Source organism: Streptomyces sp. NPDC006385, assembly GCF_040612485.1.
Taxonomy (GTDB): Bacteria; Actinomycetota; Actinomycetes; order Streptomycetales; family Streptomycetaceae; genus Streptomyces.
Map to the genome: position 1 here is coordinate 46,377 of NZ_JBEXQG010000055.1, position 15,472 is coordinate 61,848.

Sequence of the window (15,472 nt, forward strand, 5' to 3'; positions counted from 1 at the left end):
CCAGGAAGGACGGCAGTCCGTTGTACGAAGGCGTGGTCCAGGACCTCATCGACGAGCTGGGGCGGCTGCCCGGCGTCGGTCCCAAGAGCGCGCAGCGGATCGCCTTCCACATCCTCCAGGCGGAACCGACGGACGTACGGCGCCTCGCCCAGGCCCTGATGGAGGTCAAGGCGAAGGTCCGCTTCTGCGCGACGTGCGGGAACGTCGCGCAGGAGGAACTGTGCAACATCTGCCGGGACACGCGTCGCGATCCGGCGGTCATCTGCGTGGTCGAGGAGCCGAAGGACGTCGTCGCGATCGAGCGGACCCGGGAGTTCCGCGGCCGTTACCACGTCCTCGGCGGCGCGATCAGCCCGATCGAAGGTGTCGGGCCGGACGACCTGCGGATACGAGAACTTCTCGCGAGGTTGGCCGACGGGACGGTCACGGAGCTGATCCTGGCCACGGACCCCAATCTCGAGGGCGAGGCCACGGCCACGTACCTCGCACGCATGATCAAGCCCATGGGCCTGAAGGTCACCCGCCTGGCCAGCGGCCTCCCGGTGGGTGGCGACCTGGAATACGCGGACGAGGTCACCCTCGGCCGCGCCTTCGAGGGGAGACGACTCCTAGATGTCTGACGCCACGCTGCACGCGACCGAGCAGAACCCGGACGACTTCGCGGTCCAGATCGCGGACCAGATCGAGAGCTTCCTGGTCGCCGTCACGGAGGTCGCCAAGGGTGACGAGCCGGGTTCGACCGTGCCCTTCCTCCTCCTGGAGGTCTCCCAACTCCTCCTGGCCGGCGGCCGCTTGGGCGCACACGAGGACATCGTCCCCGAGGAACGCTACGAGCCCGACCTGGGCCCGGAGCCGGACGTCGACGAACTCCGCGAGAACCTCGCCCGCCTGCTGGACCCGGTGGACGTCTACTCGGAGGTCTTCGACCCCTACGAGCCCCGCAAGGCCCCGGTCCCGGCCCGTATCTCCGACGATCTGGCCGACGTCATCACCGACCTCCGCCACGGCATGGCCCACTACCGCGCCGGACGCACCACGGAGGCCCTGTGGTGGTGGCAGTTCTCGTACTTCTCCAACTGGGGCACGACGGCGTCGGCGACCCTGCGCGCCCTGCACTCGGTCCTGGCCCACGTCCGCCTGAACCAGCCGCTGGAGGAGCTGGACGGCCTCGACACCGACCAGGCGATGGGCGACGAGACCCTTGAGTTCGAGGCCGGCAGGGTGATGGAGCAGGAGATCGGGGAGCAGTTGGGGCTGCGTCCGGCGCAGTGACGCCATGCAGCCCGCCCTCGCGGGCGCTCTCCAGCCGGAGGACCGCCGTAGGACAGGGGCGAAGGTGCTGCTGAGGACAGGGATCGGGCTGTGCGGCGCGGGGGCCGTGGCGCACGTCGGAGGAGCGGTGGTCGATGTCGAGGCCGCCGATCCGTGGGCGAGCGTGGCCGGGGGCGTGGCGGGGCTGGTCGGTCTCGCGCTGGTGATCCACGGCCTGCTCGGGCAGCGGTCGACGGGCGCTGCCACGGGCGTCACCGCCGGCGGTGACCGTTCGGTCGCCGCGGGCGGGAGCATCGGGTCCGTCGCCACCGGGGACGGGATGTCCGCCGCGACACCGCCCTCGATGCCCACCTCGGCGCCGAGGCCCGCGAACGGGCCCGTGACCGCTTCCGGGGAGCGTTCCGTCGCGGCGGGGGGCGACATCGGGAGCGTGTCGACAGGGGACGGGTGAGCGGTGCGGACGCGTTCCGGCGACCGGGCTCCGGGCGGAACCGTGCCGCTGGGTGAACGGGCGGGCACCCCGCGTGAATTGGTCGCGCCTTGTCCCGGGCCTGTACGTCCACTGCACGGGCGCTAACCAGCGGAAAGCGAGTCTGGAGTCACTCCCGCAGAGAACACCGCAGACACAGCGGAGGGAGTCAGACCACCTCGACTCGCTTGGAGATGCGATGACCCGTCGTTCCATAGGCAAGCGTGCCGCCTTCATCACCGTCGCGACCGTCGCCGCGGCCGGTACCCTCGCCGCCGGTGTCGGCGTCGCCGGGGCCGCGCCCGCCGCGAAGCCGGAGAAGAAGCACAGCAAGGCGGTCACCAAGGCGCAGGTGCTCGGCCTGTTCGACCAGTGGAACGCCGCTCTGCAGACCGGCGACCCCAAGACCGTGGCCGGCCTGTACGCGAAGGACGCGGTCCTGCTGCCGACCGTCTCCAACAACGTCCGCTCGGACGGTGCCGAGATCGTCGACTACTTCGAGCACTTCCTGCAGAACAAGCCGGTCGGCACGAAGATCGAGTCGCACGTCAACATCCTCGACAGGAACACCGCGATCGACGCCGGCGTCTACGAGTTCGCGCTCACCGACCCGAAGACCGGCCAGAGGAGCACCGTCAAGGCCCGCTACACGTACGCGTACGAGAAGCAGTCGGACGGCAAGTGGCTCATCGTCAACCACCACTCCTCGAAGATGCCCGAAGGCTGATCGTCACCGACAGCCCGCCCCCGGGCGCGTCCCCGAGGGTCACGGTCCCGCCGTCGTCCGTCACCAACTGCTTGACGACGGCGAGGCCGAGGCCGGAACCGGACTTCCCGGTCAGGCCCTGACCGCGCCAGAAGCGGTCGAAGGCGCGGGACTTCTCGGCGTCCGACATGCCGGGTCCCTCGTCCAGGATCGACAGCCCCACCACGTCGCCCTGGGGCTCCACACGAACGGTGATCGTCCCGCCGTCCGGTGAGACCTCCAGGGCGTTGGAGAGCACGTTGTCCAGCACCTGGTCCAGAGCACCGGGGCTGGCCAGCACAGACAGCCGGCCGTCGGCACTCCCCCTGAGCGCGATGGTGACTCCGCGCTCGTCGGCGGCCGGCCTCCACACCGCGAGCCGTTCCCGCACGATGTCCATCAGCGTGAGCGGCTCGGCCGCGGCCACCTTGGCCTCGGCCCGGGCCAGCACCAGAAGGCCGTTGACCAGGCGGCTCATCCGGACGACCTCCGCCGTCGCCTGTTCCACGTCCTCGCGGACGAACTCGTCCTCGACCCCGTCCGCGATGTTGTCCAGGGACAGCCGCAACGCCGTCAAAGGAGTCCGCAGTTGGTGCGAGGCGTCCGCCACGAAGATGCGCTGGGCCGCGATCAGCGTGTCCAGGCGTTCCGCACCCTGGTTGAGGGTGCGCGCCAGCGTCTGCGTCTCCGGGGGGCCCGTCACCGGGGAACGGGCCGTCAGATCGCCGTCGCTGAACTTGCTCGCCATGTCGTTGAGCTGACGCAGCGGCCGGGTGAGGCGGCGGGCGGCCACGGCACCGATGACGGCGGCCACGCCGAGGACGAGCAGCGCGAGGATCGCCCGGAAGCCCCAGATCGTCCACAGGCGGTTGGTCATCTCGTGGGTGGAGTACACGATGCGTACGGCGCCGACGACCGGGCCCTTGCCGCCGACGCGGGCGGGGTCGGTGATCACCAGATCGGGACCCCAGATGAAGGAGGAGCCCCAGTCGGTCGTGCGATAGCCCTCGTCGAGGGCCTTGGCCAGGGCCGAGTCCCGCCGTGGGCGCTCCAGAGTCGGCGCGCAGTGCGCGGGGCCGGACACCTGGACGTCGCCGGGTGTCTCCTGGGCGTAGGCATCGGCCATCTGCTGCAGGGCCTGACACGAGGTGGTGTCGCCGTTGGCCAGCAGCAGGGACATGGTGTTGGCCTCGCGCAGCACGGACGCCTTGGTGTCGGCCCGCAACTGGGCGGTGAGCGAGAACGCCACCGGCACCGTGAACAGGGCGATGGCGATCGCCACGAGCAGGATGTAACTGCGGACGAGCTGACGGATCATGACGCGGCGCTGCCGTTCTCGGCGCCCTTGACGATCTCCAGCCGGAAGCCGACCCCGCGCACCGCCTCGATCGTGATCGCGCCGGCCAGCTTGCGCCGCAGCGCCGCCACATGCACGTCCAGGGTCTTCGTCGGCCCGAACCAGTTCGCGTCCCAGACCGCTTCCATGATCTGCTCGCGGGACATCAGCGCCCCGGGCTCCTCGGTGAGGAAGGCCAGCAGGTCGTACTCCTTGGGCGCGAGGGCCACCTCCTCGCCGTCCAGGCGGACGCGGGCGGCCTTGCGGTCGATGGTCAGGCGCGGGCCGAGGCGGTCCGGACCGGCTTCGGCGGCGGCAGCGGGCGTACGGGGCTGCATCCGGCGCATCACCGCCCGAATCCGCGCGATGACCTCACGGACGCCGAACGGCTTGGAGACGTAGTCGTCCGCGCCGAGTTCCAGCCCGACCACCCGGTCCGTCTCGTCGCTGCGGGCGCTGATCACGATGATCGGCGTGTCGCCGCGCTCGCGCAGCGTCTTGCAGACGTCGAGACCGTCGGTGTCGGGCAGGCCGAGATCGAGGAGTACGACGTCGTAGGGATCGTCGTGGCTCAGGGCCGCGGCCCCCGTGGTGACCCAGGCCACCTCGAAGCCGTAACGCAGCAGTCCTCGCCGGAGCGACTCGGCGACCGGTTCGTCGTCTTCCACCAGCAGTACGCGCACAGGGCGAACCATAGTGGTTGAAGTTAAAGATGGTCGGTCGCCGAGCCTGATAGCTAGGAATAGGTGGACATGACAGACATGGTAGACATGTCGGACAAAGGGTCGGCTACCACATCACCGGCAGCCGCTCCGGGATCCGTTTCATGAACCCGGTCCGCCACACCAACTGTTCGATCGGCACCGCCAGGCGCAGCCCCGGCATCCGCTCCAGCAGCGCCTCCAGGGCGACTTCCGCATGCTTGCGGCCGAGGGCGGTGGCGGGGCAGTAGTGGCGGCCGCCGCCGAAGGACAGGTGGGCCGTGGCGTTCTCGCGGCCGAGGTCCACCGTGTGCGGGTCGGGGAAGGCGGCCGGGTCGAAGTTCGCGCCCTCGACCAGGACCAGGACGAGCTCGCCCGCCCTCACCTCCACCTCTCCCAGCGTCACGTCCTCGGTCGCCAGCCGCGGCAGACCGTCGCCGATGGACAGGTTGATGCGCAGCAACTCGTCCACGGCGGCGGGGACCAGACCGCGGTCGGCGAGGAGGCGGGCGTGCAGCTCGGGGTGCTGGATCAGCGACACCAGCGCCATGGTCAGGAAGCCCGAGGTGGAGATGACCCCCGCGCCGAACATCGTCACCCCGACCGTCGCGAGCATTTCGTCGGTGAGGTGGCCGTAGTCCGGGTCCTCGCGCAGGGCCGCCAGCTCGGCCATCAGACCCGTCGTCGCCGGGTCGTCGAGCCGCTTGGTCATGTAGGAGATGTCGCGGTCCCAGTTCAGCCGGGCGCCGGCGACCGGGCAGGCCGAGTTCATGAACGCGATGTCCAGGCTCCGCATCAGCCGGGGCGCGTCCGCCGGCGGGATGCCGAGGATGCGGCAGTGCATGCCCGCCGAGTACGGGTCGGCGAAGCCGCCGCGCAGGTCCGCCGGGGCGCCCTCGCGGATCAGCCCGTCGACGAGCTCGGCGGCGTACGCCCGCATCCACTCCGCGAGGCCGGGACTCTTCGGGTTCAGCGCCTTCAGTACGGCTTTGCGCAGCCCGGCGCCGGTGATGTTCCCCATGTTGTTGACGACCTCCGGCGGGATCGTCAGCGCGTACTGGCGGGGCACGCCCGGGGCGGAGGTGTCCTTCAGGCTGAAGCGCGGGTCTTCGAGGACCTGCTTGCACAGCGCGTACGACGACACCAGCCAGGCCTCGTCACCGGCGATGGTGCGGACGCGGCGTACGGGAGAGATGGTGCGCAACTCCTCGACCTCGACCGGGAGTTGATCGCCGCGCCAGGAGAACGGGAAGTCGATGAGGGCTTCAGTCGGCATCGGTGGCCCCCTCGGCCGGCGTCACGATGGCGTGACCCTGGTTGCGGGAGGCGCGCAGTCCGGCGCCCCGGGAGTAGAGCAGCTCGGCCATCGGCAGCAGCTGGTGGTAGCAGTTGAGGGAGGAGGGGACACCGAGGATGGCGGGGGTGTCCAGGAAGAGGGGGGCCTCGGCGCAGACGTAGGCCAGGCAGACCTCGCGCTGGGCGTCGCTCGCGCGCCCCGACTCCCCGGTCGTCCTCCCGGTCGTCTTACCGGCGAGGAAGGAGTCGACGAGCTTCTCGCAGGTCGTGCGGAACTCGTCGTCGGTGGCGAGCCGGACCTGGAGGTGGTCGTGGATCTCGCGGTACGCCGGGTTGCCGCGGAAGTCGGACATGGCGTGGGCGCGCAGGCGGGTGCCGCCGGGGTCGACGGCCCGGACGGCGCCCAGGACCTTGGCCCGCACGCCGCGCAGGTTCTTCACCGCCTTGCGGCGCGCGTCCTCGGGCGGATAGCCGGACGCCGCGTACATCTCGGCCACGTACAGGTCGGTGTGGACGAAGTCCACCCGCTCGAAGTGGGCGAGGCCCCAGCGGGCGAGGTCGTGGACCCGGCGGGCGGAGAAGTAGCTGTTGCCGGGGGAGACGCCGATGACGGCGTGGTCGCCGGCGAGGCGGATGACTTCGCAGTGGGGTGTGAAGGGCTGGATCTTGAAAAGGTCGGGCGGGGAATCGTCCGTCGTATCGGCCCGAGTGACGTGCTGGATCTCTGAAGCGGTCGCAGTCGTCAAAGGAGGAGAGTCCTTCGCGTCGCAAGTCCCGATGGAGCCGTGTGCTCCTGGTGTGGCGACGACGACGCGAAGTTAGCGGTCGACTACGGAGAGCGTCAATGGCCTCATGGGTCGCCCGTGGCCGCTGCCGCACGTCCGCTAGTGACCTGTCCCACTTTCCGGAGTGCTCCGCTCCCCACCGGGCAGACACCATCCCGGAGCGTCGGAATCTCACCATCTGGGAACCCCAAGGTCGTTTTCGGACGCTCGATAGACTGAGCCGACACACACGGACTGAGCGAGGAGCGCACGTGGGCCTTGTCGTGCAGAAGTACGGAGGCTCCTCCGTAGCCGATGCCGAGGGCATCAAGCGCGTCGCCAAGCGGATCGTGGAAGCGAAGAAGAACGGCCACCAGGTGGTCGTCGTCGTTTCCGCGATGGGCGACACGACGGACGAGCTGATCGATCTCGCCGAGCAGGTATCGCCGATGCCTGCGGGGCGTGAGTTCGACATGCTGCTGACCGCCGGGGAGCGTATCTCCATGGCACTGCTGGCCATGGCGATCAAGAACCTGGGCCACGAGGCCCAGTCCTTCACCGGCAGCCAGGCAGGCGTCATCACCGACTCGGTCCACAACAAAGCCCGGATCATCGATGTGACGCCGGGCCGGATCCGGGAGTCCATCGACCAGGGCAACATCGCCATCGTCGCCGGGTTCCAGGGCGTCAGCCAGGACAAGAAGGACATCACCACGCTCGGGCGCGGCGGTTCCGACACGACCGCGGTGGCGCTCGCGGCGGCGCTGGACGCCGAGGTGTGCGAGATCTACACCGACGTCGACGGTGTGTTCACCGCCGACCCGCGTGTGGTGAAGAAGGCGAAGAAGATCGACTGGATCTCCTTCGAGGACATGCTGGAGCTGGCTGCGTCCGGCTCGAAGGTGCTGCTCCACCGGTGTGTGGAGTACGCCCGCCGCTACAACATCCCGATCCACGTCCGGTCGTCCTTCAGCGGACTCCAGGGCACGTGGGTCAGCAGCGAGCCGATCGATCAAGGGGACAAGCAGGTGGAGCAGGCCATCATCTCCGGTGTCGCGCACGACACCTCCGAGGCCAAGGTCACGGTCGTCGGCGTGCCGGACAAGCCGGGCGAGGCCGCCGCGATCTTCCGCACGATCTCCGACGCCGAGATCAACATCGACATGATCGTGCAGAACGTGTCCGCGGCGTCCACGGGACTCACGGACATCTCCTTCACGCTGCCCAAGGCCGAGGGCCGCAAGGCCATCGACGCCCTGGAGAAGAACAAGCACGGCATCGGCTTCGACTCGCTGCGCTACGACGACCAGATCGGCAAGATCTCCCTCGTCGGCGCCGGCATGAAGACCAACCCGGGCGTCACGGCCGACTTCTTCACGGCCCTGTCCGACGCCGGCGTGAACATCGAGCTGATCTCGACCTCCGAGATCCGTATCTCGGTCGTCACCCGCGCCGACGACGTCAACGAGGCCGTGCGCGCCGTGCACACCGCCTTCGGGCTCGACTCCGACAGCGACGAGGCTGTCGTGTACGGAGGCACCGGCCGCTGATGGGCGGTCCGGGATGCCGTCGACCGACGCTCGCGGTCGTGGGAGCGACCGGAGCCGTCGGCACGGTCATGCTCCAGATCCTGTCCCAACGCGCGGACATCTGGGGTGAGATCCGCCTGATCGCCTCGCCGCGCTCGGCCGGCCGCAAGCTGGCCGTGCGCGGCGAGGAGGTCGAGGTGGTCGCGCTCACCGAGGAGGCCTTCGCCGGGATCGACGTCGCGATGTTCGACGTACCGGACGAGGTGGCCGCCCGGTGGGCGCCGGTCGCCGCCGCCAAGGGCGCGGTGGTGGTGGACAACTCGGGCGCCTTCCGGATGGACCCGGAGGTGCCCCTCGTCGTCCCCGAGGTCAACCCGCACACGGTGCGGATGCGGCCGCGCGGGATCGTCGCCAACCCCAACTGCACCACCCTCTCCATGATCGTGGCGCTGGGCGCGCTGCACGCCGAGTTCGGGCTGCGCTCCCTGGTGGTGTCCTCGTACCAGGCGGTCAGCGGGGCCGGGCGCGCCGGCGTGGAGACGCTCCGGCAGCAGTTGTCCCTGGTCGCCGGCACGGACCTGGGCACCAGCCCCGGTGACGTACGGCGGGCCGTCGGCGACAACACCGGGCCGTTCCCGGAGCCGGTCGCGCTGAACGTCGTGCCGTGGGCCGGGTCGCTGCGCGAGGACGGCTGGTCGTCGGAGGAGATGAAGGTGCGGGACGAGTCCCGCAAGATCCTCGGGCTGCCGAAGCTGCCGGTCGCCGTGACCTGTGTGCGGGTGCCGGTGCTGACCGGGCACTCGCTGACCGTGCACGCCCGCTTCGAGGGCGAGGTCACGGTCGCCAAGGCGCGCGAGATCCTCGCCACGACACCCGGGGTCGTGCTGTGCGACGACCCGGCGGCCGGGGAGTTCCCGACACCCGCCGACGTGGTGGGTACGGACCCCACCTGGGTCGGGCGGGTGCGGCGCGCGCTCGACGACCCGACGGCGCTCGAACTCTTCGTCTGCGGAGACAACTTGCGCAAGGGCGCCGCGCTCAACACCGCGCAGATCGCCGAGCTCGTGGCGGCGGAGTTTTCGTGAGATCGCCCGTGGTGCCGGAAAACTCCTGGGTCCCGACTGAAACGTTTGTAGGATCTGTGTGAGGAATGTGAGCCGAACGATGGTCCGCACCACTTGATCCGGACCTCGGTGGCAGCAGAAGATTTTTCTCCCCGCCTTGCAACCGCTTGCAGGGCGGGGAGCGTCTTTGCGCTCGCCCTTACGGGGCGCGAGACGCGTTTTCGGCGTGGGGACGCCATGGGCAGGGCGTGGGGACGCCCGTTCATACGGGATAAGGGAAGAGCGGGTAGGCATGTGGGCGTTTGACGCACTGTCAGTTGTGCTGCCTGGCACGAGACGGTCCGCTGTGCGGACCGCGGCTGCGGGGGCTGGCGCAAAAGTGACGTCAGGCACGTACAACCCTCACGGGGGGACGCGTGTCCAACTGGCGTGGCAGAGGTACTCGACTTCAGCGCGGCGACCCGCGGTACGGCTCTACGGCCGCCCCGCCGGCCCCGTATGCCCGGGGCGCCCGGCGGCATGCCGGTGATCGCGCCCATGCCCGCAGCGCGGCCCGCCCGCATTCCCAGTCAGCGCGACGGTGCCGAGCATGCCGAGAGCACCGCGGCGGCCGGTACGACCGTCGACCACCTCACCGAGACCTACCGGGCCCACTACCGCTCGCTGCTGGGCCTCGCGGCGCTCCTCCTCGACGACACCGCCTCCTGCGAGGACGTCGTTCAGGAGGCATTCATCCGCGTCCACTCCGCGCGCAAGCGCGTCCGTGACCCGGAGAAGACGCTGGCCTACCTGCGTCAGACCGTCGTCAACCTGTCCCGCTCGGCTCTGCGCCGCCGGATACTGGGCCTGAAGCTGCTCTCCAAGCCCATGCCCGACATGGCGAGCGCGGAGGAGGGGGCGTACGACCAACTGGAGCGCGACTCGCTGATCCGGGCGATGAAGGGCCTGCAGCGCCGGCAGCGCGAGGTGCTGGTCCTGCGGTACTTCGCGGACATGACCGAGGCTCAGGTCGCCGAGACGCTCGGCATCTCGCTGGGCTCGGTCAAGGCGTACGGCTCGCGGGGCATCGCGGCGCTGCGGGTCGCCATGGAGGCGCCGGCATGAGCGGGGACAGCCACGACCACGAGGGGCGGCGTCATCTGCACGTCCCCCATGAGCCCTCCGGGGATCCCCCGACGCCGTTCGAGCAGCGGGGGATACGTGAGCCGACGGAGCGGCCGGACCACCAAGAGCCGAAGCAATCGCACGCTGGGAACGGAACTGTGAACCACGGCCCCGACGACCAGGGCCCCGAAGGGCTCGACTCGGACGAGCTGGCACTGCGCCGCATACTGCACCAGGCGGTCGAGGAGATCGAACCGCGCGACGGCACGCTGGACCATCTGCGGCGGGCGGTGCCCGCGCGGCGGGCGCGCAAGCGGCAGGCGCTCGTCGGCGCGGCGGCCGCGGTGCTCTTCGTCGGCACCGCCGTCCCGGCCCTGGTGCACGTGTCCAACTCCACCGGCGCCAGCGTGAACTCGTCGAACGCCGGCCACGGTGAGCAGGCGCAGGGCGGGTCCGGTCAGGGCAAGGAGACCGAGGGCGGCGAGAGCACCGCCGGCGGCTCCTCGGGCAAGACCGAGAACAAGGGCAAGGAGAGCGCGAAGGAGAAGGACAAGGACACCGGCAGCGGCCCGGGTACCGGCTCCGGAAGCCCCGACGACCCCTTGGCGACCAGCCCGGCCGGCGTGCCCGTCTGCACCGCCGAGCAGCTCGGCTCGGCCGGTGCGACCGCCGATGTCCCCGACTCCTCGGGCGCGGTGTACGGCACCTTCCGCTTCAGCAACATCTCCACCGCCGACTGCACGGTGAGCAGCCCGGGCACGGTCAGCCGTGCCACGGCCGGCGCCGCGGACGCCACGAAGATCGGCGAGCCGGTCCGGCATGTCGCGGGCGACCCCGCGGCCGGTCTGCCCGACCCGTCCTTGGAACTCACCTCACTCGTCCTCAAGCCGGGCGACTCGTACCAGGTGAGGTTCGCCTGGATTCCCACGGACACGTGTCCCACCACGGGCGACAACTCCGGCGGCACGGTGGGGGGCGGCGGCGGTGACCCGTCACCCACCCCGACCCCGACCCCGGGCACCACCGGCGCGGCCGAGGGCACCTCCACGGGTGGTGACACCGGCATGTCGACCCAGATGCTCGCCGCGGAGGGCACGGCCGACGGCAGCGTCACGATCTCCAACACGACGGAGGCGGGAACGACGGACGCGGTGACGGTGTCCAACGCGTGCGCGGGCACCATCTACTGGACGGGATTGCTGGCAGGGGCGTAGCGGCCAGGGGCGGGCGGGCCCTGCCCAGCGCCCGAGCCCTGCTCGACCGGCGTCGTCCGCTCGCTGCCGGACCCGCCGCGCCGCGCTAGGCGTTCGTCCGCTCCTGCGGCTGGTCCTCGGTCGGCTTCTCCGGCCGGTCGGCTCCGGATCCGTCCCCGGATCCGGCCTCGGGCCCGTCGGTCTCCTCGTCCGGCACCAGGCCCAGTTCCGCGTCCCGGGCGAACTCCATGTCGCGGCGGAGCAGCCGGAACCACATGAAGACCACGAAGCCCGCGAAGACGAACCACTCACCGGTGTAGCCGAGGTTCTGGAACGCCTTCAGGTCGAGGCCGGTGTCGTTGGCGGCGGTCACCGGCACGGGCTTCATGCCGGAGTCGGCCTTGCCGAGGGTGATCCAGGCGTCGTAGACGTCGTACGACACCAGGTTCACCAGCGACGCCGCGCTGATCGCCGCCGTCTGTCCGGACGGCAGACCACCTCGTGCCGGAACGCCGTTCTCACCCGGCACCTCGGACGCCTGGAGCGCGCCGGTCACCGTGACCTCGCCGGTGGGCGCGGCGGGGGCCTCGGCCCGGTCGGCGTCGCCGGGCAGCCAGCCCCGCACGACCGGCAGCGCCTTGCCTTCGTCGGTGCGCAGCAGCGTCAGGACGTAGTAGCCCTGCTTGCCGTCCAGCTCCCGGTCCGGCACCAGCAACTGCTTGCCGTACCGCCCGCTCGCGGTGGCCTGCCGGCCCACCGTGGCCTTGTCGACGGGCAGCAGCTCGGTGAGCGGACGGGCCGGCTCCTGCTTGTTCTCCGCGGCCTGCTCACCGGCGTTGCGGTGGTCCTCCACCCGTGCCTCGAACCGGCTGAGCTGCCATGACCCCATGAACACGCAGAAGGGGATGGCGAGCAGCACGAAGACGTTGATCCCCCACCAACGGGGCGTCAGCAGAAACCGGTACACGCTCTCAACGGTACGGGGCCGTGCCGGAGGCCGGGGCGCGGGGTCCGGTCCCGTCTCAGTACCGCTCGACGAGGTGCTCCCGGCCCGCCGGTGGCTCGTACGGCTCCGGCCAGAAGTCCGTGATCGTGGCTATGCGGCCGCTCTCGTCCCCCGTGAAGAAGGAGACGGCGTACATCTCCTCCAGCCCCACCGTGACATGGAGCCAGGTCACGACCTGGCTCGGCTCGGCGACCACCCGCTCGATCCGCAGATGCCAGTCCCCCGGATACTCCCGGTTGAACCGCACATACCGCTCCCGTCCGGCTATCCGCTCGCGCGTCTGCGGCAGCGTGTAGACGACGCCCTCGGCGAGCGTCCCGGCGAAGGCGTCCCAGTCCCGGGCCTCGGCGGCGGCCCAGAAGCGCTCGACTGTCTTGCGCAGATCCGTCATGCCGCAAAGTCTGCACCTCGCCACTGACAACCGCTCTGACCTGCGCGAACGCCCTCGTGCGCGGGAACTCGACGCGCAGCCTGGCGGCCGCGAGCGCGGAGACGGGGTCGCCGATCGTGTGCTTCCACTCGACACTGCGGTGTCGACGGTGTCGACAGTGTCGGCGCTGTCGGCGCTGTCGGAGCCGTACGGGCCGGGGACGTCGAAGACCTGCGCGTCCAGCGCGCCCCGCCGGTGCAGACGATGGCGTACGAGGGGTCCCGTACCGCCTCGGCCGCGTCGAACACGTCGGCCGCGACGAAGGCCGACTGGCCGGGGCCGGGGAGCGAGCGGGCGACGTCCACCGCCGGTTCGGAGAAGTTCGGGCTCACGACGCGGGCGGCGCCGTGCCGCGCCCAGGACAGGGTGTCCAGGCCACTGTGGCACTGCAGGTGCGGCAGCGACCTGCCCGCAGCCCGTCACGTCCTCCACCTGCGCCGGCTCGCAGTCGCGCAGGGCATCGGCCCCGGCGCGGAAGCCGTCGAGGTTGCGGTCCGAGTCCGCGGGGACTCCGTGAGGTCTGCGGGGACGCCCGTGGGGGATGTGGCGGCGTGGTCGCGAAGTTATCCACAGGCTGGGGGCCTCGCCAGCGCATTGTCGGCCGGGCCAGGCACTATGGGCCCATGACTGAGAGCCACGGGTCCGATTCGCGGGATCACCACAAGCAGGACAAGGACATGCCGGACTGGGAGAAGCGCTTCAGGGCGCCTCGGGTGTCGCTGCCCGACTGGGCGGAGGACGCACCGGACCGCTCCTTGTTCGTGTCGAACGCCACAGGGACGTACGAGCTGTACGCCTGGGACCGTAAGACGGGCGAGCAGCGCCAGGTGACCGACCGGCCGAACGGCACGACGGACGGCGTGCTCACCCCGGACGGCGCGTGGATCTGGTGGTTCGACGACAAGGACGGCGACGAGTTCGGCGTCTGGCGCCGCCAGCGGTTCGACGGCGGCGAGGACGAGCTCGCGGCGCCGGGCCTGGACCCGTCCTACCCGGCGGGCCTGGCCCTGGGCCGGGACGGCCGTACGGCGATCGTGGGCCGCTCCACGGACGAGGACGGCACGACGATTCACCTGACCCGCACCGGCGAGCCGCCGGTGGAGCTGTACCGCCACCGTGAGTCCGCGGGCGTCGGCGACCTCTCGCACGACGGCAGACTGATCGCCATCGAGCACACCGAGCACGGCGACGCGATGCACTCGGCACTGCGCGTGCTGCGCACCGACGGCACGGCGGTCGCCGAACTCGACGACACCAAGGGCGGCTCCGAGGAACTCGGCCTGGAGGTCCTGGGCTTCGCGCCGGTCGACGGCGACACGCGCCTGCTCATCGGCCACCAGAGGCGCGGCCGCTGGGAGCCGCTGGTGTGGGACGTGGCGACGGGTGAGGAGACGGACCTCGCGCTGGAGCTGCCGGGCGATGTGAGCGCGCAGTGGTGTCCCGACGGGGCCGGTCTGCTGATCGTGCACAGCTTCGAGGCGCGCAGCGAGCTGTTCCGGTACGACCTGGCCGGCCGTGAGCTGGTGAGCGTCCCGACCCCGGCGGGTTCGGTGTCCGGGGCGACGGCCCGTCCGGACGGCAGCGTGGAGTACCTGTGGTCGTCGGCGGCGGAGCCGTCGGCGGTGCGCTCGACGACGGGCCGGGTGGTGCTGGACCCGCCCGGCATGAAGTCCCCGGGCTCGGTCCCGGTGGAGGACGTGTGGGTCGAGGGCCCGGGCGGCCGCATCCACGCACTCGTGCAGCGACCGGAGGGCGTCGAGGGCCCGCTCCCGACCGTGTTCGACATCCACGGGGGCCCGACCTGGCACGACAGCGACGCGTTCGCGGCGGGACCGGCGGCCTGGGTGGACCACGGGTACGCGGTGGTGCGGGTCAACTACCGCGGCTCGACGGGGTACGGACGCGCGTGGACGGACGCGCTCAAGCACCGGGTCGGGCTGATCGAGCTGGAGGACATCGCGGCGGTGCGCGAGTGGGCGGTGACGTCCGGGCTCGCCGATCCTGACCGGCTGATCCTGACCGGCGGTTCGTGGGGCGGGTACCTCACCCTCCTCGGCCTCGGCACCCAGCCGGACGCGTGGACGCTGGGCATCGCGGCGGTCCCGGTCGCCGACTACGTCACGGCGTACCACGACGAGATGGAGGCGCTGAAGGCCATGGACCGCACCCTGCTGGGCGGCACCCCGGAGGAGGTGCCGGAGCGCTACGAGGCGTCGTCACCGCTGACGTACGTCGACCAGGTCAAGGCACCGGTCTACATCTCGGCGGGTGTGAACGACCCGCGCTGCCCGATCCGGCAGATCGACAACTACGTGGAGCGGCTTCAGGCCCGTGGGGCGGTGCACGAGGTGTACCGGTACGACGCGGGGCACGGATCGCTGGTGGTGGACGAGCGGATCAAGCAGGTCGGACTGGAACTGGACTTCGCGGAGCGGCACTTGGCGGGTGGGGCGTCGAAGTAGGGCGGTTCGTCGACCCCGCCCTCGCCCACTTCCTGCGCAGCGCCCTCACTCCCGTCGCGCCCATCGACGTACCACCGACTCCCCACCAGAACGGCCGGCAC

The 15,472-nt window shown here is 70.8% G+C and carries 15 protein-coding genes and 1 pseudogene; 9 read left to right on the forward strand and 7 right to left on the reverse strand.

What is annotated here, in order from left to right:
• Positions 1–20: 20 nt before the first annotated feature.
• The 4 genes from recR (at position 21) to ABZ078_RS32110 (ending at position 2,468) form a co-directional block, all read left to right on the forward strand.
• Positions 21–620 (forward strand): recombination mediator RecR, encoded by a 600-nt coding sequence (gene recR / locus ABZ078_RS32095; protein ID WP_030053254.1) that lies wholly within the window; start codon positions 21–23, stop codon positions 618–620.
• Positions 613–1,272, forward strand: coding sequence for a DUF5063 domain-containing protein (locus tag ABZ078_RS32100; protein ID WP_356581094.1), 660 nt, complete (start codon positions 613–615; stop codon positions 1,270–1,272). Before recR ends, ABZ078_RS32100 begins: the two co-directional genes overlap by 8 nt.
• A gap of 4 nt (positions 1,273–1,276) precedes the next feature.
• Positions 1,277–1,723, forward strand: coding sequence for a hypothetical protein (locus ABZ078_RS32105; RefSeq protein WP_356581096.1), 447 nt, complete (start codon positions 1,277–1,279; stop codon positions 1,721–1,723).
• A 217-nt stretch (positions 1,724–1,940) separates the two neighbouring features.
• On the forward strand, positions 1,941–2,468 hold the full coding sequence (locus ABZ078_RS32110; protein WP_356581098.1) for an SgcJ/EcaC family oxidoreductase: 528 nt from the start codon (positions 1,941–1,943) through the stop codon (positions 2,466–2,468).
• On the opposite strand, the gene ABZ078_RS32115 is transcribed toward ABZ078_RS32110, so the two are convergent.
• From ABZ078_RS32115 to ABZ078_RS32130, 4 genes are all read right to left on the reverse strand, one after another.
• On the reverse strand, positions 2,434–3,804 hold the full coding sequence (locus tag ABZ078_RS32115; protein ID WP_356581100.1) for a HAMP domain-containing sensor histidine kinase: 1,371 nt from the start codon (positions 3,802–3,804) through the stop codon (positions 2,434–2,436). The two genes, ABZ078_RS32110 and ABZ078_RS32115, sit on opposite strands and share 35 nt — an antisense overlap.
• Positions 3,801–4,505 (reverse strand): response regulator transcription factor, encoded by a 705-nt coding sequence (locus tag ABZ078_RS32120; protein ID WP_356581102.1) that lies wholly within the window; start codon positions 4,503–4,505, stop codon positions 3,801–3,803. The genes ABZ078_RS32115 and ABZ078_RS32120 overlap by 4 nt, the downstream gene beginning before the upstream one ends.
• 106 nt (positions 4,506–4,611) lie before the next feature.
• Positions 4,612–5,799 (reverse strand): cytochrome P450, encoded by a 1,188-nt coding sequence (locus ABZ078_RS32125; protein ID WP_356581104.1) that lies wholly within the window; start codon positions 5,797–5,799, stop codon positions 4,612–4,614.
• Positions 5,789–6,565: a tRNA-dependent cyclodipeptide synthase gene (locus ABZ078_RS32130; protein ID WP_356581106.1), complete on the reverse strand. Its 777-nt coding sequence runs from the start codon at positions 6,563–6,565 to the stop codon at positions 5,789–5,791. Before ABZ078_RS32130 ends, ABZ078_RS32125 begins: the two co-directional genes overlap by 11 nt.
• 290 nt (positions 6,566–6,855) lie before the next feature.
• Between ABZ078_RS32130 and ABZ078_RS32135 the strand changes: the two genes are divergently transcribed.
• The 4 genes from ABZ078_RS32135 to ABZ078_RS32150 all read left to right on the forward strand — a co-directional run bounded on the left by ABZ078_RS32135 (position 6,856) and on the right by ABZ078_RS32150 (position 11,494).
• A complete protein-coding gene (locus ABZ078_RS32135) occupies positions 6,856–8,133 on the forward strand; it encodes an aspartate kinase (RefSeq protein WP_356581108.1) in 1,278 nt (425 codons plus the stop codon).
• The gene (locus ABZ078_RS32140) at positions 8,133–9,197 is read left to right on the forward strand and encodes an aspartate-semialdehyde dehydrogenase (protein ID WP_356581110.1); all 1,065 of its coding nucleotides are present in this window, start codon (positions 8,133–8,135) and stop codon (positions 9,195–9,197) included. Before ABZ078_RS32135 ends, ABZ078_RS32140 begins: the two co-directional genes overlap by 1 nt.
• 408 nt (positions 9,198–9,605) lie before the next feature.
• Complete coding sequence (locus ABZ078_RS32145; RefSeq protein ID WP_356581112.1) at positions 9,606–10,280, forward strand: SigE family RNA polymerase sigma factor; 675 nt, start codon at positions 9,606–9,608, stop codon at positions 10,278–10,280.
• Positions 10,277–11,494, forward strand: coding sequence for a hypothetical protein (locus ABZ078_RS32150; protein ID WP_356581114.1), 1,218 nt, complete (start codon positions 10,277–10,279; stop codon positions 11,492–11,494). Before ABZ078_RS32145 ends, ABZ078_RS32150 begins: the two co-directional genes overlap by 4 nt.
• An 85-nt stretch (positions 11,495–11,579) precedes the next feature.
• Here the strand turns inward: ABZ078_RS32150 and ABZ078_RS32155 are convergent, their stop codons facing one another.
• The 3 genes and pseudogenes from ABZ078_RS32155 to ABZ078_RS32165 form a co-directional block, all read right to left on the reverse strand.
• The gene (locus ABZ078_RS32155) at positions 11,580–12,440 is read right to left on the reverse strand and encodes an SURF1 family protein (RefSeq protein ID WP_356581116.1); all 861 of its coding nucleotides are present in this window, start codon (positions 12,438–12,440) and stop codon (positions 11,580–11,582) included.
• A 55-nt stretch (positions 12,441–12,495) separates the two neighbouring features.
• The gene (locus ABZ078_RS32160; RefSeq protein ID WP_356581118.1) at positions 12,496–12,870 is read right to left on the reverse strand and encodes a nuclear transport factor 2 family protein; all 375 of its coding nucleotides are present in this window, start codon (positions 12,868–12,870) and stop codon (positions 12,496–12,498) included.
• 64 nt (positions 12,871–12,934) lie between these two features.
• Positions 12,935–13,452, reverse strand: a pseudogene (locus ABZ078_RS32165) (hypothetical protein); the annotation flags it as partial.
• Between the two features lie 80 nt (positions 13,453–13,532).
• Here ABZ078_RS32165 and ABZ078_RS32170 point away from each other — a divergent pair.
• Positions 13,533–15,371, forward strand: a complete 1,839-nt coding sequence (locus ABZ078_RS32170; protein ID WP_356581120.1) for a prolyl oligopeptidase family serine peptidase — start codon at positions 13,533–13,535, stop codon at positions 15,369–15,371.
• The last annotated feature ends 101 nt before the right edge of the window (positions 15,372–15,472 follow it).